We start from the raw sequence: 21,931 nt of genomic DNA, 5'->3' as shown, positions 1-21,931 counted from the left end.
CTCCCACACAAAGGGTGTCACGCGAAGCGCGCCACTGACTATGGCTTTAGATGGCACTCAAGACCAAATCCTCGCATATGCGTTTGCCGCGTTGCGCACGCAACAGCGTGCAACAGCAGGGGCACATGGCTAGTGCGGCGGCATGAGCCCCGCTTTGCGCACCCGTCGCAGCACCGTAGAACGATTGAGCCCAAGCCGTTTGGCTGCCTTGGACATGTTCCACCCGCAGGCATCCAAAAGTGCTTCGAGGTCCTGTTCCGCCGTTGTGTCCGTTTGCGGGGCAAAACAAGGCGCAGGCAAGTCCGGCAAATCAATCACCCTGCCCTCGGTTACGGTCACGGCGACCTTGATCACGCTTTCCAGCTCTCGGATATTGCCCGGCCAGTCGCGTGCACCCAATTCTGCGCGGGCGGACGGCGACAGGCTCAGATCCACATCACTGTGCCGCCTCAAAATCCGGTCGATCAACCAATCCACATCATGCCGCATGCGCAGCGGCGGCAAACGCAGGCGGTCTCCGGCCAGTCGAAAGAAAAGGTCAGTGCGAATCCGCCCGTCTTGCGCCGCGCGCGCCAGATCACAGCGCGCTGAGGCGATCGGGCGCAAACCGTCATGCGTCCCGAGCAACCGCAGCAACACCGCCTGACAGGCCGCGTCCAGGTCCTCGACACCTTTGAGAAAGAGCGTGCCGGCGGGTGCCTCGGCCAGAATTTCGATCGCTTCGGGCCGCAGGGCTGCACACTCCAGCACATGAAACGAGCGCCCCACCGAGCCGCAGACATGGATCGCCCGCACAAGGCGTTCCTTGCCAGTTCCAGTTTCACCCTCAATCAAGAGCGGCACCTGAGTTGCCGCCAACCGCGCGGCCCGCTGCAGTACCGGCCCCAACACCGGGTCAGCCCCGGCAAAGCTCGACAAGGCCCCCGGCAGTGGCGCGCGCTCCAGCCTCCGCGCCACGCGCGCCGCTTGTGGCGCAATGGCATGACCAAATAGGCCTCGCCCATCCTTAAGGCGCAAAACCCGGTCCTCTGCTGGCCGCCCGCGCATCAGGTCGGGCAGATCATCCACCGAAAGTTCGAGCAGTTGGTCAATTGGGGTGCCGATCACGCCTTCTACCCGCCCCGGTGACAAGAGGCTTACTGCGGCATGCGTCATGCCCACGATCCGGCCCGATCCATCCAGCGCCACCGCCGCCTCTGGATCCACCTCCAGAAACTCTGGCGAGGCGGAAAACCGCAGCACCCATTCCCGCCGCGTCATCGCCATGAGGTTGGCCATCTCCACGCGCCGCGCGGACGCCTTGACCAAATTGATCGCAAGGTTCTGGCTGGATTTCGGCGAGGGCGAGCGCAGCAGCGAAATATCCAAAACCGCCGCCAATTGCCCCTGCATGTCATAGATCGGCGCAGCGGTGCACGAGAGCGGCGTGTGCGCCAAACCGAAATGATCGCTTTGATGGATTGTCACCGCCTCGCCCGTGACCAGACAAGAGCCCACACCGCAGGTGCCCGCCAGATCCTCGGACCAATTGGATCCAAGGTAAAGCCCGGCCTGACGTAGATCATCCTCGAACCGTGGGTCGCCGAAAAAATCGACACATATCCCTTCGGCATCGGCCAAAAGCAGAACGTAATTCTGCCCTGCCACCTGACGAAAGAGCGATTGCAGCCCAGACCGCGCCGTCGCAATCAACCGTTCCGATTGTTCGCGGTGGCGGCGCAATTCCGCATCGGTCACGATATGCGCGGCGTCCGCCTGTGCCGGGTCCATGCCATAGGTCTCAACACAGCGCCGCCAACTGTCCAGCACCAGCGCATCACGGCCCGATCCCAGCGTCGCGCCCCGTAAGGCACGATCGATCTCTCTGACATGGTCCAGATCACTCATGCCGTCCTCCCTCGGCCTGAAAATCCTATCCTGACAAAATGAAGGGTTTCTCCCATTACGCAAGAAGAGTCACAGGCGTGCCATTGCGCCAAGCATATCAAATGCAGATCTCAAAGGCTCTAGGCCTTTGGTATCCCTGGCTCGCCCCTTCGCGTGCAGCCTTCAGGCCACCATTTGCGCAGCCTTCTTGAGATCCACCGACACAAGCTGACTGACACCTTGCTCGGCCATCGTGACACCAAACAACCGGTCCATCCGGCTCATAGTGACGGCATGGTGTGTAATAATCAGAAACCGTGTTTCGGTACGGCGGCACATCTCGTCCAGCAGATCGCAGAACCGTGTGACATTCGCGTCATCCAGTGGCGCATCGACCTCATCAAGCACGCAGATCGGCGCGGGATTGGCAAGAAAGACCGCAAAGATCAGCGCCAATGCCGTCAGGGTCTGCTCCCCCCCCGACAAAAGGCTGAGCGTCGAGAGTTTTTTGCCCGGTGGCTGGCACATGATTTCCAGTCCCGCCTCCAGCGGATCGTCACTCTCGACTAGAACAAGGTTGGCCTCCCCGCCCCCAAAGAGGTGACGAAAGAGCAGGGTGAAGTTGGAATTCACCTGTTCGAACGCTGTCAAAAGCCGTTCACGCCCTTCGCGGTTGAGGCTGGCAATACCGCTGCGCAGGGTCTTGATCGCCTCTTCCAGATCGGTTTTCTCGGTGATCAGGCTGCTATGCTCGGCCTCGACCTCCTTGGCATCCTCTTCGGCCCGCAGATTGACCGCGCCCAGCGCATCGCGCTGCCGCTTAAGCCGGTTCACATCCGCTTCGATCGCCTCAGAGGCAGGCATCGTGTCGGGATCGGCACCAAGACTTTCCAAGAGCGCCTCGGGTGTAACCTCAAGCGTCTCGTTGATCCGCTCTGCGGCATAATCGCGGGTTTCGCGGGCCGCATCGAGCCGCGCTTCGGCGCGGGCGCGCATCTCGCGGGCCTCCGAGGCCAGCCGCTCTGCCTCGCGTTCGTCCAGCGCGGCCTGACGCGCGGCGCCTTCAGCCACCGAGAGCGCATCAGCAGCAGCGGCCCTTCGGGCCTCGCTGCGGGTGATTTCTTCGCCCAACTCTGAACGTTTCGCGGCAAGTATTTCCGGCGCGGCACTGGCCTCGGCCAAGGCATCCTCGGACTCCAACTTGCGTTCCGCCAGTTCTGCAATGCGTCTTTCGGCGGTGTCCAGACGGTGCCGCCAGCCGCTGATTTCCTTGGTAATCTCCTGACTGCGGCGGGTCCGACGCTCGCCCTCACGGCGCAGTTCATCCGCGCCTGACCGTTTGGTCATCATCGTCATGCGCGCGGCCTCGACCGCCATCTTGATGTCTTCCAGATCGGCACGAGCCGCCTCCAGATCCCCCAGATCGGCCAGCCCTTTTTCCGCCTCGCTCAGGCTCTTGCGTGCGGACATCGCTTCTTCGTCATGGCGCGTCACGGCAAGGCCAAGGGATTCGAGCCGCGATCCAGCAAGGTTGCGATCTGCCTCGGCACGGCTGAGGGCGCGATTGGCCTCGTTCACCGCGGCATCGGCGGCACGCCGGGCTTCACGGGCGACGCGATCTTCTTCGGTGCGGCGGATCAAGGCCTCGCGCAATGCCTCATGGCCGCGCGCAGCCCCATCGGCACGGGCCGTGGCATGCTCCAGCTGCTGCTTGAGTTCCTCCAGTCGGTTGAGTTGTTGCAGACGCAGCGCGGCGGCAGAGGGCGCGTCCTCAGCCCAAGCGCGAAAACCGTCCCAGCGCCACAGATCGCCCTCGGTGCTGACCAGCCGCTGACCCGGCTTCAAAAGCGGTTGCAAACGCGGGGCGTCCTCGGGATCAATCAGTCCGATCTGCGACATGCGCCGGGCCAGCACCTCGGGGACCGAAACATGATTGCTGAGTACGGTCACACCCTCAGGCAGGGGTTGAGGGGCGGCATAGGCAGGCAAGACCGTCCAGCCCGACGGGCCCTCGGCGTCGACCTCGGGCGCGCGCAGATCGTCGGCCAGCGCGGCCCCCAGTGCCTTTTCAAACCCCTGCTGCACCTGAAGCCGGTCCATCACCTGCCCGCCCTCAGCCGTGTCGCGCTGCACCAGCTTGGCCAAGGCCGTCACCTCGGCGCGCAGGGCATTGACCTCGCCCTCGGCCTCCGAGCGTATGGCGCGGGCCTCGGCTTCTTGCGCCTGCGCCTCAGAACGGGCCTCGTCTGCATTGACAAGGGCCGCTTCCGCCGCTTCCGCCGCGGCCACGGTTTCAGCTTCGGCCCCTAGCGCTCTGGCATGATCGGCTTGCGCCTTGATCAAGGCATCGTTTGATTGTGTCTGTGCGGCGCGCGCGCGCTCGGCCTCGGCCTCGCTCTTGGCCAATGTTTTGCGATTGTCGTCCAGCAGGCGTTGCGCCGATTGGTGGCGGGCGGCGAGCCGCGCCATATCCTCGGTCATCTGGCTCAGATCGTTTTCGCGCTGTTGCAGGATCTGCGCCGCATCGCGGGCCTCGGCCTGCGCGGATTCCAGCCGGGTCTCATGCCCCTCCGCCCCCTTGGCCAGCTCGCCCGCTTCCCAATCGAGCCGAGCGATGGTTTCACCCGCATCCCGGTTGAGTCCCGCCTCGCGATCCATATCTCGGGCGAGTTGTTCAATCCGGTTGCGCAGGGTGGCAATCCGGTCGCGGGCATTGGCCTCTTGTTCCGTCAGCGTATCGCGTTGCACACTCAGCCTTTGCAGGATTGCCGCCGCAATCGCCTCTTCCTCGCGCAGCTTGGGCAGGGTCTCTTCGAGCTTGGCGCGGGCCTTACCCGCTTCGCGTGCCGTGACCTCTGCCCGCGCGGCTGCGGTTGTGCGATCGCGCAATTCATCCTCGGCGCGCGACCGCGCCAGATCCGCCTCTTTCCAGCGCCGATACAGCAACAACCCCTCGGCCAGCCGCAACTCCTCACCAATCTGCCGATACCGCGCCGCCTGTTTGGCTTGCCGCGCCAATTGCGCAAGTTGCGCCGCCAACTGCTCGACCACATCATCAACGCGGGTCAGATTGGTCTCTGCGGCGCGCAGCTTCAATTCCGCTTCATGACGGCGCTGATAGAGACCGGAAATGCCAGCAGCTTCTTCAAGAATGCGCCGCCGTGATTTTGGTTTGGCATTGATCAGTTCGGAAATCTGCCCCTGTCGGACAAGCGCCGGTGAATGCGCGCCGGTTGAGGCATCGGCAAACAGCATCTGAACATCGCGCGCCCGTACTTCCTTGCCGTTAACTTTGTACGCCGATCCGACATCGCGGGTGATTCTGCGGACGATTTCCAAATGGTCTGCATCGTTGAATCCGGCAGGGGCGAGCCGGTCGGAATTATCGAGATGGATGACAACTTCGGCAAAATTGCGCGCCGGTCGCGTGGCCGCCCCGGCAAAGATCACGTCCTCCATCCCATCGCCACGCATCGCGGTGGGGCGGTTTTCTCCCATCACCCAACGCAGCGCCTCAAGCAGGTTCGACTTGCCGCAACCGTTGGGGCCGACAACACCGGTCAGCCCACCCGCGATGATCAGATCGGTCGGGTCGACAAAGCTTTTGAAGCCGGTCAATCTGAGTTTCGAGAATTGCACCTGCGCGCGCGCCTCATATCCGATGATTCCGTTATCATGGAATTGTGAAGGTCCGGGCACATGCCTGTCAACGATCAACCACATGATATGGGGCGGAGCGCACAGTTATCCACACGATATTGGGCGAACCTTTGCCAAGGGACCCCAAAAGAATGCCGCGAACCGCACTTGAGCCGTCGGAATCATCCTTGACGCATGCCAGTGCAACCTCCATACCAAAGAGGCAAGGTTCCTCGTTTCGGTGCAAAGCGCCGCGAGGATAAATGGGAATGACGTGCCGGCGGACCCAATCAGGGCGTCCAGGCGTCAGCCGCCCCCGCGACTGTAAGCGGTGAGCCCCTGCCAAATGCCACTGAGGTGTCTATGACCTTGGGAAGGCGGCAGACAGGCGACGACCCGCAAGCCAGGAGACCAGCCCTGCGTTTGTCAATCCCGCCTCGGGTGAGAGGTTTAAAGGAGATACTGCTATGACTGCACTGGTTCAAACCGCCGCAAAATCCACTGTCCTGCCCTTCGTCGCCGCGCTCTTTCTGGGCCTTGGCATCGTAACTGCCGCAGGTCATGTGCAGGCCTCTGCCCTGCATGACGCCGCACATGACGTGCGCCACGCGACCGGCTTTCCCTGCCACTAACCTATGTTTTCAAAAATCGTCACCAGCGCGTTGTTCGCTGGTTTCTGTGCGGGGCTGATTGCCGCCCTGTTGCAGTTGGTATTCGTGCAGCCCGTGCTTTTACATGCGGAGCTGTATGAGGGCGGCGATCTCGTGCATTTTGGAGCAAGCGTGGTCAGCGCTCATCCAGACCTACCAGGTCTTGATCCAGTGCGCGACGGTCTAAGCCTGCTGTTCTCCGCACTGATCTATGTCGGCTATGCGCTCATTCTTGTGGCCGCCATGGCTATGGCCGCAGATCGCAGTGTCACAATCAATGCGCGGACCGGGATAATCTGGGGCATTGCGGGATTCATAGCGTTTCATTTCGCGCCTGCCCTGTCCTTGCCGCCAGAGGTGCCGGGCGTTGCCGCCGCCGACGTGGCGACGCGTCAGATCTGGTGGTGGTCCACCGTTGCCGCGACGGCAGTTGCGCTTGCACTGATCGCATTTGGTCGCAACTGGGTCTTTTGGGGAGTCGCCGCTGTGCTGTTGCTCGCGCCGCATCTCATCGGCGCACCACATCCGGATGAATTTTCCGGACCAGTTCCGCCAGAGCTTGCCTCGCTCTTTGCTACACGCGCCCTAGGCATCGGATTTGCGTCATGGGTGTTGCTTGGCCTCTTTGCCGGGCATTTCTGGCAGCGCGAGAGCGACGCGGCGTGATCAGACCATGACTCGGCACGTCAGTGCCGAGTCTATGCGACAGGAGACAGAAAGATATGTCAAAGCCTCTTGCCTTTCTTGGCATCGGCCTCTTTTTTGGCGCAGGTCTTGGTTTTTTGGTGGCGGCCACCTCTGGCGTGCAGCTAGAAGGCCACGACCATGGCAGCGCGGTGCATGATCACGGCGCGCATAATCATGATGGCGCCGCTCATACAACACTGACAGAGGCAGGCACACCCGCCCCCTCATTGACACTGAGCCTGCACCCCGATGGGCCACAGAGCCGCAATCTTTATATCGCTGTCGAAAATTTTGCCTTTGACCCCGAGGCTGTGAACGGGCCGTATGTATCCGGACGCGGCCATGCGCATCTCTACCTCAACGGGGTCAAGATTGCCCGCGCCTATAGCCCTTGGATGCAGATTGATGCGCTGCCTGTTGGTACGCATGAGCTGCGCGTGACGCTCAATGCCAATGATCACACACAACTGGCGTCAGGTGGCGCACCGATCGAGGCTACGATCGAGGTGGTGATCGAATGAACGCTCAGCCCGGCACCCGCCCAATCAGGCAATGCCGCAGCCGCCCTGCCGGGCGCGCATCCTCGATCCAGCCATCCTGGCTGTCGGCATATAGCGCCGCAAAGGCCAGCGTGTCATCCAGATCGCGCGCAGGATCGATGTCGCCAAAGAGATATGTCGCCTTACCCGGTGCCGAGAACGCCACACTGAGGGGCCGCGCGCAGTTTGACATGCAATCATGGTCCTGCACGGAGAAATTCATCGCCTTGACGTCAAGCCCTTCGCGAAGCCGGGCCGCAAACCCCTTGCCATCCGTGCCCTCGCACGTAGAACAGACCACAATCCGGTGCGCCATCGCCGATCCCCTTTCTGTCATCGCTTAGGCCAGCAGCGCCCTCCGATGCAAGCCCTCTGAAGGAGCCACACCATGCCCGCCAAGATTCCTGCCACCGTCGTCACCGGCTTTCTCGGGGCTGGCAAGACTACCCTCATCCGCCATATGCTGGAGAACGCGAATGGCAAGCGTATTGCGCTCATCATCAATGAATTCGGTGATCTGGGGGTGGATGGCGATATCCTCAAAGGCTGTGGGATCGAGACCTGTTCGGAAGAGGATGTGATGGAACTCAGCAACGGCTGTATCTGCTGCACCGTCGCCGAAGATTTCATCCCCACCATGCAAAAGCTATTGGATCGCGAAAACGCGCCCGACCATATCGTGATCGAAACCTCTGGTCTGGCGCTACCACAGCCGCTTGTCCGAGCCTTCAACTGGCCCGAAATTTCCACGCGGGTGACGGTCGACGGCGTGGTGACGGTGGTTGATGGCAAGGCCGTGACCGAAGGCCGCTTCGCGCATAACGTGGCGGCAGTGGATGCGCAGCGCAAGATGGATGAAAATCTTGACCACGAAACCCCGTTGTCGGAATTGTTCGAGGATCAGATGGCTTGCGCCGATATGATCGTGATCAACAAATCTGATCTTATGACGTCGGAGGAGATCGAAGCGCTCAGCGAGAGGCTTCGCTCTGAGGCACGCAGCGGTGTGCAGGTTGTGACCTCAACCATGGGCGCCCTGCCGACCGAAGTTTTGCTTGGTCAAGGCATCAGCGCCGAAATGGATATGGAGGCACGCCACGAACTGCATCACCACCATCACGACCATGATGACGACGATCACCATGACGAAAGCGACCATCACGAGGATCATGATCATGATCACGATCATGGTCACGACGCCTTTGAGAGCTTTGTCGTGACGCGGGCCGAAATCACTGATCCCACCAGCTTTGCCAAACAGGTCTCAGAGGTTATTCGCGCCTATGACATTCTGCGGCTCAAGGGGTTCGCCGCCGTTGCTGGCAAACCGATGCGCATGACCATTCAGGCCGTGGGGCCGCGAGTCGATAGCTATTTCGACCAACCCTTTGGCAGCAATGCACGCGAAACGCGGCTGGTGGTGATCGGCGAGACAGGATTGGACCGGGCTGCGATCACCGAGGCCCTCTCGGCATGATCATCGTCGAGGCAACGGACCCCCGGCACCCGCAAGCAAGTGCGCTCTTGCGTGCAAGCCATGCATTGATGGAGGCGCTGTTTCCACCAGAAGAAAATTTCTTTCTTGATATCGATGCGCTGACCGCGCCCGAAATCCGGTTCTTTACCGCGCGGATCGGTGAACAGATTCTCGGCACGGGTGCACTGGCGATCCGCGAGGGATATGGCGAGGTGAAATCCATGTTTGTGGATGAGGCCGCGCGCGGACGCGGCATCGCAGATGCCCTGTTGCGCCGAATCGAGGACGAAGCGCGCAACCTCAATTTGCCCTGTCTGCGGCTGGAAACCGGGAACCTGCTAAAGGCGGCACACGCGCTATACGCACGCCACGGCTTTGATCTGCGCGGGCCATTCGGGAATTATCCCGACGCACCCTCGTCCATCTTCATGGAAAAGCAGTTATGAGCCTATTTCGCGGCTTTCTCGGTCTTGGCCTTGAGCCGGGCAATCAGTTCTTCCTTGGAGGGGCGCTTGCCAAACGGGTTCTTGTCGGTGCCGGGCGCGTTATGCTCCTTGTGACGCGGGATCTTGCCGCCCTTCTTAGAGGCACCCAATGCGTTGTAATCCATGTTGCTGCCCTTTCGGTCTCGCGCCCTACAAGGGGCCGCTCTGACCCTGCTCTTGCCGCAAATCGTGGCCTCGTTCAAGTCGGAACCGTTTGATGCATCTGCTTGCCGCAACCCCTGGGAGCATTGATGACGGGCGTGAACCCGTCGATCTGGGGCAAACGCCCAGTGATGTGATCTTCATCTCTGCAGCCGATACCGAACTAGCGGCGTTGAGCGAAGCGCGCGCCGAAATGGCAGAGGCCCCCGGCCTGAGACTGGCCAACCTGAACCACCTGCAACATCCGATGTCCGTCGATCTACATCTCGACGACTGCGCAACCAAATCGCGGCTGGTGATCGCTCGGGTGCTGGGCGGTGTCGGGTATTGGAAATACGGGGCCGAGCAATATGCGGCTCGGTGCCATGAGGCAGGTGTGCCGCTGGCGCTTTTGCCCGGTGACGACAAACCCGATGCCGAAATGCGCGGGCTCTCAACCGTGTCTGACGGCGATTACGATGCGCTCTGGTCCTATCTGGTCGAGGGCGGCCCAGAGAATGCCTGCAATTTCCTGCGCTATGCGCGCGTGATGCTCGAGGGCGGCGACCGGCCTGCCACCGCCAGCCCGCTCTTGCGCGCCGGGGTCTATTGGCCGGGCGCGGGTGTCGCGGGCCTTACTGCAGCCCAAGCGGCATGGAGCGAAGGGCAGCCCGTTGTTCCGGTGATCTTTTACCGCGCGCTGGTGCAGGGCGCGGGGCTGCATCCGATCAACCGGCTGGTGAAATCGCTATTGCGGACGGGTCTCAACCCCTTGCCGATCTTTGTTGCTTCGCTGAAAGACCCTGTATCGGTTGCAACATTGGAACATCTCTTCACCGCCGCCCCGCCTGCGGTAATCCTGAATGCCACCTCATTTGCCGTGGGCTCTCCGCACGCGGGCGATGACAGCCCCGCAAACCCGCTTGCCATGCCCGCGGTCAATGACGCGCCGGTGTTTCAGGTGGTGCTGGCCGGATCTTCAGAGGAGACATGGGCCAAGGGGCTGACGGGTCTTTCGGGCCGTGACATCGCCATGAACGTCGCCCTACCCGAGGTGGATGGGCGCATTCTCAGCCGCGCCATCAGCTTCAAGGGCGAGGCATTTTTCGACGCCGCCACCGAATGCCCCATCGCCACCTACCGCGCGGTGGGTGACCGGGTAGATTTCGTGGCAGAGCTTGCCGCAAATTGGGCACGCCTGCGCCAGACCCCCGCGCCTGCCCGCCGGGTGGCGCTGATCCTGGCCAACTATCCCAACAAGGATGGGCGTCTGGCCAACGGGGTGGGTCTCGACACGCCCGCGGCCACAGTGCATGCGCTGCGCCTCTTGGCCAAGGCAGGCTATACCGTCACTAACCAGCCAGAGGATAGCGACGCGCTGATGCAGGCGGTGATGGCCGGGCCGACCAACTGGCTGACGGATCGCGCCACGCGCGAGGGCGGCGAGACCCTGCCGCTGGACATTTACATGGAACATTTTAACGCTCTGCCTTGGGCGCTCAGGGAGGCAATGACCGCCCGCTGGAGCGCGCCCGGGGATGACCCTTTCATCGTTCCGCAAATACTCAAATCCGACGGCACCACCGGCGCAGGCTTTGCCCTCTCGATCCTGACCTTCGGCAACGTGGTGGTCGGGCTGCAACCGGCGCGCGGCTATAACATCGACCCGGCGGATACCTATCATTCCCCCGATCTGGTGCCGCCGCACAACTATCTGGCTTTCTACATCTGGCTGCGCCACCATTTCGGTGCACAGGCCATCGTGCATATGGGCAAGCATGGCAATCTCGAATGGCTGCCCGGCAAGGCGCTGGCGCTGTCAGACGAATGCTGGCCCGAGGCCGTGCTCGGGCCGACACCGCATGTCTACCCGTTCATCGTCAACGATCCGGGCGAGGGAACGCAGGCCAAGCGCCGGACACAGGCGGTGATCATTGATCACCTCACCCCGCCGCTCACCCGTGCCGAAACCTATGGCCCGCTGCGCGATCTCGAAGCGCTGGTCGATGAATATTACGAGGCCGCAGGCGTTGATCCACGCCGGATAACCCACCTGCGCCGAGAGATCCTGACACTGACATCTGCCACCGGACTTGACAAGGACGTGGGCATGGCGGGCGAGGACGAGGATACTGATCTTGCCAAACTCGACGCTTATCTCTGCGAATTGAAAGAGGCACAGATTCGCGATGGGCTGCATGTGTTTGGCCAATCGCCCACGGGTCAGCAAGAGGTCGATCTGGCCGTTGCACTGGCGCGCGTGCCGCGTGGTGATGGCAAGGGGGCCAACGCCTCGTTCATCCGCGCCCTAGCTGCGGATCATGGCCTGAGCTTCGATCCGCTTGATTGCGATATGGCCGCGCTGGCATCCGAAAGGCCGCAGGCGCTGGCTGATCTCTGCGCTGACCCTTGGCGTAGCAATGGCGACACGGTCGAGCGGCTGGAACTCTTGGCTCAGCGTCTCTTGGCAGCGGATGGGCAAAAGGCTGGCCCACATACCACCGCCGTTCTGGAGGAGATTGCTCACCGCATCCGTCCCGCGATTGCCAACTGTGGACCGGATGAGGGCGCGGGCCTGCTGCGGGCGCTCGATGGTCGCGCCGTTCCCCCCGGCCCCTCGGGGGCACCAACACGTGGTCGGCTTGATACCCTGCCGACGGGGCGCAACTTCTTCAGCGTAGATAGCCGAGCGGTGCCGACGCCTACCGCTTGGGCTCTGGGCTGGAAATCCGCCAATCTACTGATTGAAAAACACTTGCAAACCCATGGCGACTGGCCCCGCACCTTGCTTATCACCGCTTGGGGTACCGCCAACATGCGTACCGGCGGTGATGACATCGCACAGGCGCTCGCACTGATGGGCGTCAAACCGAAATGGGATACTGCCAACCGGCGTGTGACCGGGTTTGACATCCTGCCGCATGGCGTTCTGGGACGCCCCCGCGTCGACGTGACTCTGCGCATTTCGGGGTTCTTTCGTGATGCATTTCCCCAATTGATCGCGCTCTTTGATAGTGCGGCGCGCGCCGTACAGGCCTTGGACGAAACCGAGGATTTGAACCCGGCCGCTGCGCGTGCGCGCAGCGAAGGTGTCGCCGCACGCATCTATGGTGCGAAACCCGGCGCTTACGGTGCGGGTCTTCAGGCGATGATCGACGAACGGCTTTGGGCCGACAAGGCTGATCTGGCAGAGGCTTATCTGACATGGGGCAGTTACGCTTACGGCGCCAAGGACGAGGGCACGCCCGACCGTGCCGGGTTTGAGGCCCGCCTGCGCCAGACCGAGGCCATCGTGCAAAATCAGGACAACCGCGAGCATGACCTCCTTGATTCCGACGACTACTATCAATTCGAAGGCGGAGCAGCGGCGGCCGTCAGCACGCTTCAGGGGCGTGACCGACCGATTTATCACAACGACCATTCCCGCCCGGAACGCCCGCTGATCCGCACGCTCGAGGATGAGATCGGCCGCGTCGTTCGGTCCCGTGTCGTCAATCCGAAATGGATCGAAGGGGTCAAGCGCCACGGCTACAAAGGGGCCTTCGAGATCGCGGCAACGGTCGACTACCTCTTTGCTTTTGCCGCCACCACCGGGGCGGTACGCAGCCATCATTTCGATCTGGTCGAAGCGGCGTTTCTCGAAGACGACGACACCCGAGACTTCATCGCCGATCATAACCCGCCGGCTCTGCGCGAACTGGCAGAGCGTCTGGCCGAAGCAATGGACCGGGGGCTCTGGATGCCGCGCTCCAACTCTGCACGCGCGCGAATCGAGGCGGCGCGCAAAGGTGCAGCGGCCCCGTAAAAACCTGTCTGCTTTTTCGCTCAATGGCGCTATTCTCTGACTGACCACGCCAGACTAGAGCCACATCATGCGCCGCTATCTGCCAAACGATGACTTCTCGGCGCTCCACGCGCTCTTGATCCGCGCCTTTGCCTATATGGAAGGACGGATTGACCCACCCTCTTCACTGGAGCGTCTGGATGCGGACGCGTTGCGCGCCATGTCGACCACCTCGGAAATCTGGGTGATCGAGGACGGCGGCAACCCCATTGCCTGTATGATCCTAACGCCTCAGCCTGACGCGCTCTATCTGGGCAAGCTGGCGGTGGATGTGATCAGACGTGGCCAGGGTCTGGCACGCGATCTGGTGCATCACGCCGAGGCTCGCGCCCGCGCTCTCGGGCTCCCCCGATTGCGCCTACAAACCCGGGTGGAACTGCTTGAGAACCACGTCACCTTTGCTGCGCTCGGTTTCGCCATAACGGCGCAGACGGCGCATCCGGGCTATAGCAGGCCAACCAGCCTGACCATGGAGAGGGCAGTATTGTCTTGCCCAAGTGAGACATGACCTTACTCCCGCGCCGAGCAGATGAAATCGGCGTAACCCCGATAGACTGGCTCGCGCTCGCAATCAAAGATCTCAGTGACAGGTAACGGCGGCACACCCGCCCCGCAATCCAGCTGCGCCTCCATCACGGCCTGATCGCCCGAGAGCCGCACCACCCGACAACCGCTGACTGCCTCAATCGCCAAGATACCGCGCGGAGCGACAGCAGGCAGACGTGGGGCCCATTCCGGGTTGCGTCTAATCGCCTGCGCATGCGCACCTGAGACCCGCACGTCAAAAACACTTTGTCGAATAGTGATGCGGTGGGGGGCAACATTCCGAAACGCAGGGTCAGGCGCATCGCACCCCATAAGAGTGGTCACAAGAGCCCAGATTATCCCACGCGTCAGCATTGGCCAGTCTTGGCACTTGCAAGTTAATCAAGGATTAACCCTTGGCAGTCATTCCAGCGAGACATGTCGCTAAATCGTGTCGCATTCAGGCACTCAACCTTCGGAATCCCCCGATATGTCAAAACCGTGCAGGAGACATGCTGAAAACGCATAGATTCTCAATGAATTTGCCATTGCACGGTCACAAATTTCCATTATGTGCGCATCGTGACCGCGAGAACGGTCGTAACCTAAACCCTTGGAATGGAGGCAAGCCGATGACACGCGACGAACTAAACCGCGAACTGCGCGCACACAGTGCCTCCTGGCAGGCTGTTGTGATCGTCTATGCCGCTATTATTGGCACCTTTGTGCTATCGGCAATGGCTGTCCTGTAACCACCCGAGAGACCCGTAGAATTCAGAGCAAACGTTCGGTGGGGGGTTTGACCCCACCGCCGATTTTTGTTTGATCGACTCAGGCGTTCGCACCAGAGACCTTGGGATCTTTGGGGTCGATCCGTGCCGCAGCGGCATCTCCGACATTATCCACTCCACGCTCTTCGAGCAGTGTGGTCAGCCAATTGGGATCCATTTCGGGCACCGAGCTGAGCAAGAGGTCAGTATAGGGGTGGTGCGGCGGCGTGAACATCTCGTCCTTTGGTCCCTGCTCCACGACCTTGCCATGTTGCATCACGACAACCTCATCGGCAATCGAACGCACCGTGGCGAGATCATGGGTGATGAACATATAGGCCAGACCCAGTTCGTTTTGCAGCCGGTCAAGCAAGCGCAGGATGCCCTCGGCCACAAGTTGGTCAAGCGCGGACGTCACCTCGTCGCAGACAATGAACGATGGTTCCGCCGCCAGTGCCCGCGCGATACCGATCCGCTGTTTCTGCCCGCCTGACAACTCTGGTGGGTAACGGTTATAATACTGTGAAGGCTCCAATTCGATAAGGTCGAGCAACTCGTCCACCCGATTCTTGAGCGCCGCACCTTTGAGCCCGGAGTAGAACGCTGCAGGGCGTCCGATGATTTCAGAGATGCGGACCTTGGGGTTGAGAGCGGTGTCGGCCATCTGATAGATCATCTGACATTGGCGCAACTGGTCCTTGGTGCGATCCTTGTAACTGGGTGGAAACGGGTTGCCCTTGAACAAGACCTCACCTTTTGACGGCGGCAATAGTCCGGTGATGACCCGCGCCGTCGTGGATTTTCCGGAACCGGATTCGCCCACCACGGCGACTGTCATGCCCTCATAGATATCAAAGCTCACATCATCGAGCACCTTGTCCCCACCTGTATAAGACGCATCGACATTGCGTACCGATATCAGTGGAACGCCGTCCTTGGGCCGGTAGCGCTGCGGGCTTTCAAAGCTGCGGACCGCCCAAAGAGATTTGGTATAATCCTCTTTGGGATTATCCAGCATTTCCTTGGTTGACGCCTCTTCGACCTCTTTACCCTTGAGCAGCACCTTGATCGTATCAGCCATCTGCGCCACCACGGCAAGGTCGTGGGTGATGTAGATCGCGGCGGTGTTGAACTGATCAACAATATCGCGGATCGCGGCCAACACTTCGATCTGCGTGGTCACGTCGAGCGCGGTTGTCGGCTCGTCGAAAATGATGAGATCGGGGCGGCAGGACATCGCCATTGCCGTCATCGCGCGCTGTAACTGCCCGCCCGAAACCTGATGCGGATAGCGAAAGCCGATTTCCTTGGGGTTGGGCAGGCGCAGCCGCTCATAGAGGTCCATGGCATCCTCTTGCGCCTCCAGCCGTTTCTTGAGCCGGTATTGCAGAGGTGCCTCGGTATGTTGGTCGATGATTTTATGCGCCGGGTTGAACGAGGCCGCCGCCGACTGTGCCACATAGGCGATACGAGAGCCGCGCAGCGCGCGGCGCTCGCCCTCGGAGGCTGTGGTCAATTCCATCCCATCAAACTCGATCGAGCCGTTCGAAATGCGCGTGCCGCCCCGGGCATAGCCCATGCAGGCAGCACCGATGGTGGATTTACCTGCGCCGGATTCACCGATCAGGCCCATCACCTCACCCCGATGCAGGGTAAGATCTACACCCTTGATGATGTCGACCCAAGATTCATCAGAATAGCCTTGAATTTTCAGGTCACGGATTTTGAGAAGAACGTCTTTTTTCTTGGGCATCGATTCACACCTTCAGGCCAGAGGAGCGGTAGAGCATCCAGTCCACCACAAAATTGACCGCAACGGTCAACAGCGCGATGGCCGCCGCGGGAATGAGCGGAGTGATGTCGCCAAACGAGATCAGCGTTGCATTCTCGCGTACCATTGATCCCCAATCCGCCGTGGGCGGCTGGATACCAAGGCCAAGGAACGACAAGCCCGCAATAAGCAGGAACACAAAGCAGAATTCCAACCCAAACTCTGCAATCAGAGGGGCTGTCGAGTTGGGCAGGATTTCCCGCCGGATCAGATACCACGTCCGTTCGCCGCGCAGCTTAGCGGCCTCGATATAATCCATCACCACGACATTGCCCGCCACAGCCCGCGTCAGACGGAAGACGCGCGGACTGTAGATCACTGCCACGACGAGGATCAGAATGATCTCTGACGGGTTGAAGATCACGAGCATAAAGCCGGCAAAAAGCGCCGCGACACCGGCAAGAATGGAGAGACCGATAAGCCAGCCGATCACGCTTCTTTCAGAAACCGCAGATACGACAAGCAAACCGGTCACAATGGTAAATCCTGCCAGAAGCCAGAAACTCGTGGTGTCATTGGCCAGATCACCCCCAAAGATCGACAGCATCAGAAGCGCGAAGATCAGCGAGGGAATCGACATGATCACATCCGATGTCCGCGCCAGAAGCTGGTCGAACCACCCGCCCGACGTCGCCGCCAAGAGGCCAGCCAGAGCACCCAGCATGAACGCCATCACGGTCCCAGCAAGCGCCAAGGCAACGGTATTGCGCGCGCCGTAGACCAGCCTGCTAAATACATCACGGCCCAGTTGGTCCGCCCCAAGCAGCATGTTTTCATCCGCCGGAGCAAACGCCGAGGTGATCACCTGAGCCTCGCCATGGGGGGCGATGAGAGGGGCAAAGATCCCAGCAATTGCCACAGTAAAGATTACGAACATCCCAAACGCCGCCGTGAGCGGCGCAGTCCGTAACTCCTTGGCCAGGTTATGCGAGGCAATGGCGATCAGGAACTCTCGGAAGGCATAGGACACCATCGCCGAGAGCGCCAGCAGGCCAGCTAGGATGGCCACGATCCGCAGCGCCGAGACACCACCGATGATCCCCAGAACAAAGGAAACCAGCGTCAGTGAGAAGAGCAGCAAAAATGCTGAACGTTTATTGAAATAAGCCGCAAGACAGGATGCGCCCAGAAGCAGTGTGTAGTAGATGATGACGAAAGCACTCATATTTCTGCCCCCTTACTTTGGATGCCGCAGGCGCGGATTGGTCAGGATAGACCCCACATCCGCCGCAAGATTGAGCAGGATGAACGTGGCGGCAAAGATCAGGCAACAGGCCTGAACCACAGGAAAGTCACGTTTGCTGACCGCATCCACCAATGCCTGACCGATGCCCGGATAGACGAACACCACCTCCACCAGAACCACGCCAGTGATGAGATAAGCTAGGTTGAGTGCGACGACGTTGATGATCGGGGCCCAAGCATTGGGTAGGGCGTGCTTGACAATCACCTTCCACGGTGGCGTGCCTTTGAGGCGAGCCATCTCGATATAAGGTGAGGCGAGCAGGTTGATGATCGCCGCGCGGGTCATGCGCATCATGTGCGCGGTAACCACCAAAACCAGCGTTAATGCAGGCAGGAAGGTGCGATAGAGGAGGTCGCCAAAGCTCATGTCGTTGCTGAGGCTCGCGATTGCCGGAAACATTCCCGTCTTGACCGCGAGGTACAGGATCAGGATGTAGCCCAGAAAAAACTCCGGGCTAGAGATCGAAGTGAGCGTGGCGACGTTCGCGACCCGGTCAAAGATCGAGTTGCGCAGCAGCGCCACCAGAACACCAAGGACGATCGAGATTGGAACGGCAATTGCCGCGGCATAGGCGGCAAGGAACAGCGTATTGGCGAATCGTTCGCCAATCGTCTGAGCCACGCTGGCACCTGTCACGATAGAATTGCCGAAATCGAGCATCACCGCGCCCGAGAGCCAGTGCAGGTAGCGTACGATCGCTGGCTGATCGAGCCCCATTTCCTTGCGCAATGCGGCAAGGTTCTCTGGCGTTGCCCCCTGCCCCAGAACCGCCTGTGCGATATCGCCGGGCAATAGCTCGACCATGAAGAATATAATTACGGATATGACCAATAGAATGATCAATCCCATTCCGAGCCGTTTTGCAACGAGCCCAAGGATGTCCCCCATCTTTCCCTCCTGCTTGTTTTTGCCTTTTCGCCTTGTGGACAGGCGTGGCCTATTACCGCTTAGGCTAACAGTTTTTTTATGACACGCACGGGAAATACTCTCCGCTTTATGGCTGTAGCCGTGACGCGATAAGCCGAAGTAGGGTTTCCATTGCCTCGGCGGTTAAAAACCCGGCACCTTGCGATGCCGGGTCAAGAGATCGCCTCAGGCTTCGAACCACCAGCGGCTCGCGGCACGTGCCCCGTCACAGCCCCAGCTTGCCGCAACCTGCTCGGGGCGCTTAACACCCTTGCCACGCGCATAGACCCAGTTGTTGAAGAACGGCAGAAGCGTGCCGCCATCGTCGCGCATCAACAGGCACATCTCGCGATACATTTCCGCGCGCAGGGTCTGGTCCAACTCTGACTTGGCTTGAAGCAGCAATTCGTTGAAGCGTTCGTTTTGCCAACGGCTTTCGTTCCAAGCGGCATCATTCTTGTAGGCCAGAGTGAACATCACGTCTGGCGTTGGGCGCGCCCCCCAAGAGACAGCGCTGAACGGCTTCTTCAACCAAACATCGGAATAGTAGCCATCAGACGGCTCACGCACGACCTTGATATTGATCCCGGCCGCCTTGGCCTGTTCGGCATAGAGCACGCACATGTCGACGGCCCCGGCATAGACGCTATCGGCCACAGAGAGGTTGACGGTCAGCCCCTCTTGCCCGGCGTCCTTGAGCAGCGATTTTGCCTGATCCGGGTCATATTCGCGCTGCGGGATGTCATCGGGCCAATAGGGCTGAACCGGCGACAGGTGGAAATCATTGCCCTTGGTCGCGGCGCCAAAGGCGATCTTTTCGATGATCTCGTCGCGGTCCATCGCCAGTTTCAGCGCTGTACGCACGCGGGCATCGCTGAAGGGTGCCGTATCGCAAAACATCGGCATGGTGATGGCACCGCCGGAGGGAATGTTGTCCACCGAAATATCCGGGTTGCGCTGCAACAGTGCCAGCGTCTTGAGTTCGATCAGCGAGACGCAGTCCACATCGCCCGTGACCAGCGCGGTTTGACGCGCGTTGGGGTCATTGAGAACGATCATCGTCACCTTATCGAAATAGGCGCCCGTTCCGTGCCAGCCGTCGTGGCGCGTCATTTCCCAGCGGATGCCGAATTCACCAGAGTCGATCTTGTAGGGGCCAGAGCCGTCGCCGGATTTCCAGTCAATCGTGCCATCGCCGTTCGAGGGACAAATCGCGAAGTGATAATCGGTCATGAGCCATGGCAAGTCGGCATTGCCACGCGCGAGCGTGATTGTCACCGTGTGATCGCCATCCGACGTGATATCGGTGACATCGGTCAGAAGCGCCTTGGCCGCTGAGGTCGAGGCGTCGCCACGGTGATGGTTAAGGCTGTCGATCACGTCCTGCGACGTGACCGGCTTGCCGCTGTGGAACGAGGCGTTCTGGTTCAGCTCAAATGTCCACTGTTTGGCGTCCGGCGATGCCTCCCAGCCGGTGGCAATATCACCGCCTAGGCTGTTGTCCGGCTCGATCAGCGTCAGATAGCTGCGGTGCGTATGGGCGAGAAAGATGTTCTGGCGGGTCACGTAGGTGCCCGGATCATGCGTGTCGGAAGTGTTTCCGTCATGCACGCCCCAGCGGAAGGTGCCGCCGCGTGTCGGGTTGGCGGCAGCCGATGTGCCCCAAAGCCCGGTCGCGGCAGAGGCGGTGATCCCCGCCGCTGCGGCAAAGTGCATAAATGATCTGCGCGAGATATCGCCGGTCCGTGCTGCCTGTGCCAGCCGGTCCAAAAGGACCTGATCGGTTTTCTTTTTCATCGGATTTCCCTGTTTTGATTAGAATCTGTCATTGGTGAGGCTGCAGCATCAGCCCACTCTGAAAGCTTCCTTTTCAGAGGGCCGACTAGGATGCTCAAATACGACATTCTCCTAACAAAACACGAAATGCTCGGTGTTTCCAGACATTAATCCCCCCAGAACGAGAGTTTAAAAGGTCAGAAAACCTGAGGTTTTATGAAAATTTCTGCGGAATTTGTCAGACCCGGCGCTGACGCAGCTTGGCAAAGTAGTCGAGTCGTTTTTTGAGCTCGCGCTCGAACCCGCGCTCGACCGGCTGGTAGAGAACCGGGCGTTTCATGGTCTCCGGAAAGTAGTTTTGACCCGAAAATCCGTCTTCTGCGTCATGGTCATAGGCATAGCCTTCGCCATAGCCCTGCTCCTTCATCAGGCGGGTAGGCGCGTTGAGGATATGCTTGGGCGGTGGCTCGCTTCCGGTCTTTTTCGCCTCGCGCAACGCGGCTTTGTAGGCCGTGTAACCAGCGTTAGATTTGGGGGCGAGCGCAAGATAGGTCACCGCCTGCGCCAATGCCAGTTCGCCCTCTGGGCTGCCGATCCGTTCATATGTCTCCCAGGCATGCAGGCAGATCGATTGCGCCTGCGGATCGGCAAGACCAATGTCCTCAATCGCCATACGCAGGATACGCCGTGCAAGATAGCGCGGGTCCTCGCCCCCAGTCAGCATCCGCGCCAGCCAATAGAGCGCAGCATCAGGATCTGATCCGCGCACCGATTTGTGCAGCGCGGAAATCAGATTGTAATGTTCGTCACCCGATTTGTCATATTTCGCGGCGCGTTTCATCAGACGTGTGGCGAGGGCTGCGCTATTGAGCTTGCCCTCAACCTTCCAGGCCGCGACTTGTTCGATAAGGTTCAAAAGCGCGCGACCATCGCCATCGGCCATTTCCAACAGCGCCTCGCGGGCCGGGCCGTCAAGCGGCAGGGGGCGGCCCAACTCTTGCTCTGCGCGCTGCGCGAGCCGTTCCAGAGCAGCAAGGGCAAGGCGGGTCAAGACCAGAACTTGGGCCCGGCTGAGAAGAGCCGCGTTCAACTCGAAACTTGGGTTTTCCGTAGTCGCGCCGACCAAGAGGATCGTACCATCCTCCATATGCGGTAGAAAACCATCCTGCTGCGCCTTGTTGAAGCGGTGGATCTCATCAACGAACAGCAGCGTGCCCTGTCCATTTGCGCGGCGATGCTTGGCTTCTTCGAACACCTTGCGCAGTTCGGGGACGCCCGTGAAAATTGCGCTGATCTGGACAAAATGCAGATCGGTTTCATCCGCCAAGAGCCGGGCAATCGTAGTTTTGCCAACACCAGGGGGGCCCCAAAAGATGAGCGATGACAGGCTACCTGAGGCCAACATCACCCCCAAAGGGGCCTCCGGACCCAAGACCTGTTCCTGGCCTATCACCTCGTTTATGGTGCGCGGCCTGAGCCTGTCGGCCAAGGGGCGGTGCGCGGTGTCAGGCCGGTGCGTGTCGCCGGTATCAAAGAGATCCACCACCGC

17 protein-coding genes and 1 riboswitch are annotated in these 21,931 nt (G+C 60.4%); of the genes, 7 read left to right on the top strand and 10 right to left on the bottom strand.

Annotated features, from left to right (window positions below):
• Positions 1-129: 129 nt before the first annotated feature.
• On the bottom strand, positions 130-1,887 hold the full coding sequence (locus ACN0SW_RS15445; RefSeq protein WP_417728825.1) for a sigma-54-dependent Fis family transcriptional regulator: 1,758 nt from the start codon (positions 1,885-1,887) through the stop codon (positions 130-132).
• 162 nt (positions 1,888-2,049) lie between these two features.
• Entirely contained in the window at positions 2,050-5,505 is a 3,456-nt protein-coding gene (gene smc, locus ACN0SW_RS15440; protein WP_417728857.1) for a chromosome segregation protein SMC, read from the bottom strand.
• Positions 5,506-5,714: 209 nt separating this feature from the next.
• Positions 5,715-5,940: riboswitch (cobalamin riboswitch) on the top strand.
• A 32-nt stretch (positions 5,941-5,972) separates the two neighbouring features.
• Here smc and ACN0SW_RS15435 point away from each other — a divergent pair.
• From ACN0SW_RS15435 to ACN0SW_RS15425, 3 genes are read left to right on the top strand one after another with little or no spacing between them, the layout of a single operon-like run.
• Complete coding sequence (locus tag ACN0SW_RS15435; RefSeq protein WP_417728824.1) at positions 5,973-6,137, top strand: CbtB domain-containing protein; 165 nt, start codon at positions 5,973-5,975, stop codon at positions 6,135-6,137.
• A 3-nt stretch (positions 6,138-6,140) separates the two neighbouring features.
• Positions 6,141-6,821 carry a CbtA family protein gene (locus ACN0SW_RS15430; protein WP_417728823.1) on the top strand — a complete coding sequence of 227 codons (681 nt, stop codon included), beginning with the start codon at positions 6,141-6,143 and terminating at the stop codon, positions 6,819-6,821.
• 56 nt (positions 6,822-6,877) lie between these two features.
• Positions 6,878-7,363, top strand: a complete 486-nt coding sequence (locus ACN0SW_RS15425; RefSeq protein ID WP_417728822.1) for a hypothetical protein — start codon at positions 6,878-6,880, stop codon at positions 7,361-7,363.
• A 4-nt stretch (positions 7,364-7,367) separates the two neighbouring features.
• On the opposite strand, the gene ACN0SW_RS15420 is transcribed toward ACN0SW_RS15425, so the two are convergent.
• A complete protein-coding gene (locus ACN0SW_RS15420; protein ID WP_417728821.1) occupies positions 7,368-7,697 on the bottom strand; it encodes a DUF1636 family protein in 330 nt (109 codons plus the stop codon).
• Positions 7,698-7,769: 72 nt separating this feature from the next.
• On the opposite strand from ACN0SW_RS15420, the gene cobW reads away from it, so the two are divergent.
• Together cobW and ACN0SW_RS15410 are read left to right on the top strand one after the other, a co-directional pair.
• Positions 7,770-8,858 (top strand): cobalamin biosynthesis protein CobW, encoded by a 1,089-nt coding sequence (gene cobW, locus ACN0SW_RS15415; RefSeq protein WP_417728820.1) that lies wholly within the window; start codon positions 7,770-7,772, stop codon positions 8,856-8,858.
• Positions 8,855-9,304 (top strand): GNAT family N-acetyltransferase, encoded by a 450-nt coding sequence (locus ACN0SW_RS15410; RefSeq protein ID WP_417728819.1) that lies wholly within the window; start codon positions 8,855-8,857, stop codon positions 9,302-9,304. The genes cobW and ACN0SW_RS15410 overlap by 4 nt, the downstream gene beginning before the upstream one ends.
• A 2-nt stretch (positions 9,305-9,306) precedes the next feature.
• On the opposite strand, the gene ACN0SW_RS15405 is transcribed toward ACN0SW_RS15410, so the two are convergent.
• On the bottom strand, positions 9,307-9,468 hold the full coding sequence (locus tag ACN0SW_RS15405) for a hypothetical protein (protein WP_417728818.1): 162 nt from the start codon (positions 9,466-9,468) through the stop codon (positions 9,307-9,309).
• A 92-nt stretch (positions 9,469-9,560) separates the two neighbouring features.
• On the opposite strand from ACN0SW_RS15405, the gene cobN reads away from it, so the two are divergent.
• Positions 9,561-13,289, top strand: coding sequence for a cobaltochelatase subunit CobN (gene cobN, locus ACN0SW_RS15400; RefSeq protein WP_417728817.1), 3,729 nt, complete (start codon positions 9,561-9,563; stop codon positions 13,287-13,289).
• 67 nt (positions 13,290-13,356) lie between these two features.
• The gene (locus ACN0SW_RS15395; RefSeq protein ID WP_417728816.1) at positions 13,357-13,836 is read left to right on the top strand and encodes a GNAT family N-acetyltransferase; all 480 of its coding nucleotides are present in this window, start codon (positions 13,357-13,359) and stop codon (positions 13,834-13,836) included.
• Positions 13,837-13,838: 2 nt separating this feature from the next.
• Here the strand turns inward: ACN0SW_RS15395 and ACN0SW_RS15390 are convergent, their stop codons facing one another.
• From ACN0SW_RS15390 to ACN0SW_RS15365, 6 genes are all read right to left on the bottom strand, one after another.
• Positions 13,839-14,228, bottom strand: coding sequence for a hypothetical protein (locus ACN0SW_RS15390; RefSeq protein WP_417728815.1), 390 nt, complete (start codon positions 14,226-14,228; stop codon positions 13,839-13,841).
• A gap of 456 nt (positions 14,229-14,684) precedes the next feature.
• Complete coding sequence (locus ACN0SW_RS15385) at positions 14,685-16,376, bottom strand: ABC transporter ATP-binding protein (RefSeq protein WP_417728814.1); 1,692 nt, start codon at positions 16,374-16,376, stop codon at positions 14,685-14,687.
• A 4-nt stretch (positions 16,377-16,380) separates the two neighbouring features.
• Positions 16,381-17,619 carry an ABC transporter permease gene (locus tag ACN0SW_RS15380; RefSeq protein WP_417728813.1) on the bottom strand — a complete coding sequence of 413 codons (1,239 nt, stop codon included), beginning with the start codon at positions 17,617-17,619 and terminating at the stop codon, positions 16,381-16,383.
• 12 nt (positions 17,620-17,631) lie between these two features.
• Positions 17,632-18,588: an ABC transporter permease gene (locus tag ACN0SW_RS15375; RefSeq protein WP_417728812.1), complete on the bottom strand. Its 957-nt coding sequence runs from the start codon at positions 18,586-18,588 to the stop codon at positions 17,632-17,634.
• A gap of 204 nt (positions 18,589-18,792) precedes the next feature.
• On the bottom strand, positions 18,793-20,403 hold the full coding sequence (locus ACN0SW_RS15370; protein WP_417728811.1) for an ABC transporter substrate-binding protein: 1,611 nt from the start codon (positions 20,401-20,403) through the stop codon (positions 18,793-18,795).
• A 217-nt stretch (positions 20,404-20,620) separates the two neighbouring features.
• Positions 20,621-21,928 (bottom strand): replication-associated recombination protein A, encoded by a 1,308-nt coding sequence (locus ACN0SW_RS15365; protein WP_417728810.1) that lies wholly within the window; start codon positions 21,926-21,928, stop codon positions 20,621-20,623.
• Positions 21,929-21,931: the final 3 nt, after the last annotated feature.

This window comes from Roseovarius sp. (assembly GCF_048262375.1).
Lineage (GTDB): Bacteria > Pseudomonadota > Alphaproteobacteria > Rhodobacterales > Rhodobacteraceae > Roseovarius.
This window is presented reverse-complemented; position numbering and strand designations above follow the sequence as displayed.

What these genes read in the sequence shown, in the direction of transcription:
- ACN0SW_RS15435 (WP_417728824.1), top strand. Translation starts at nt 5,973, where the DNA reads ATGACTGCACTGGTTCAAACCGCCGCAAAATCCACTGTCCTGCCCTTC.
- ACN0SW_RS15380 (WP_417728813.1), bottom strand. Translation starts at nt 17,619, where the DNA reads ATGAGTGCTTTCGTCATCATCTACTACACACTGCTTCTGGGCGCATCC.
- ACN0SW_RS15405 (WP_417728818.1), bottom strand. Translation starts at nt 9,468, where the DNA reads ATGGATTACAACGCATTGGGTGCCTCTAAGAAGGGCGGCAAGATCCCG.
- cobN (WP_417728817.1), top strand. Translation starts at nt 9,561, where the DNA reads ATGCATCTGCTTGCCGCAACCCCTGGGAGCATTGATGACGGGCGTGAA.
- ACN0SW_RS15425 (WP_417728822.1), top strand. Translation starts at nt 6,878, where the DNA reads ATGTCAAAGCCTCTTGCCTTTCTTGGCATCGGCCTCTTTTTTGGCGCA.
- ACN0SW_RS15430 (WP_417728823.1), top strand. Translation starts at nt 6,141, where the DNA reads ATGTTTTCAAAAATCGTCACCAGCGCGTTGTTCGCTGGTTTCTGTGCG.
- ACN0SW_RS15420 (WP_417728821.1), bottom strand. Translation starts at nt 7,697, where the DNA reads ATGGCGCACCGGATTGTGGTCTGTTCTACGTGCGAGGGCACGGATGGC.
- ACN0SW_RS15385 (WP_417728814.1), bottom strand. Translation starts at nt 16,376, where the DNA reads ATGCCCAAGAAAAAAGACGTTCTTCTCAAAATCCGTGACCTGAAAATT.
- ACN0SW_RS15370 (WP_417728811.1), bottom strand. Translation starts at nt 20,403, where the DNA reads ATGAAAAAGAAAACCGATCAGGTCCTTTTGGACCGGCTGGCACAGGCA.
- ACN0SW_RS15445 (WP_417728825.1), bottom strand. Translation starts at nt 1,887, where the DNA reads ATGAGTGATCTGGACCATGTCAGAGAGATCGATCGTGCCTTACGGGGC.
- ACN0SW_RS15410 (WP_417728819.1), top strand. Translation starts at nt 8,855, where the DNA reads ATGATCATCGTCGAGGCAACGGACCCCCGGCACCCGCAAGCAAGTGCG.
- ACN0SW_RS15395 (WP_417728816.1), top strand. Translation starts at nt 13,357, where the DNA reads ATGCGCCGCTATCTGCCAAACGATGACTTCTCGGCGCTCCACGCGCTC.
- cobW (WP_417728820.1), top strand. Translation starts at nt 7,770, where the DNA reads ATGCCCGCCAAGATTCCTGCCACCGTCGTCACCGGCTTTCTCGGGGCT.
- ACN0SW_RS15375 (WP_417728812.1), bottom strand. Translation starts at nt 18,588, where the DNA reads ATGGGGGACATCCTTGGGCTCGTTGCAAAACGGCTCGGAATGGGATTG.
- ACN0SW_RS15390 (WP_417728815.1), bottom strand. Translation starts at nt 14,228, where the DNA reads ATGCTGACGCGTGGGATAATCTGGGCTCTTGTGACCACTCTTATGGGG.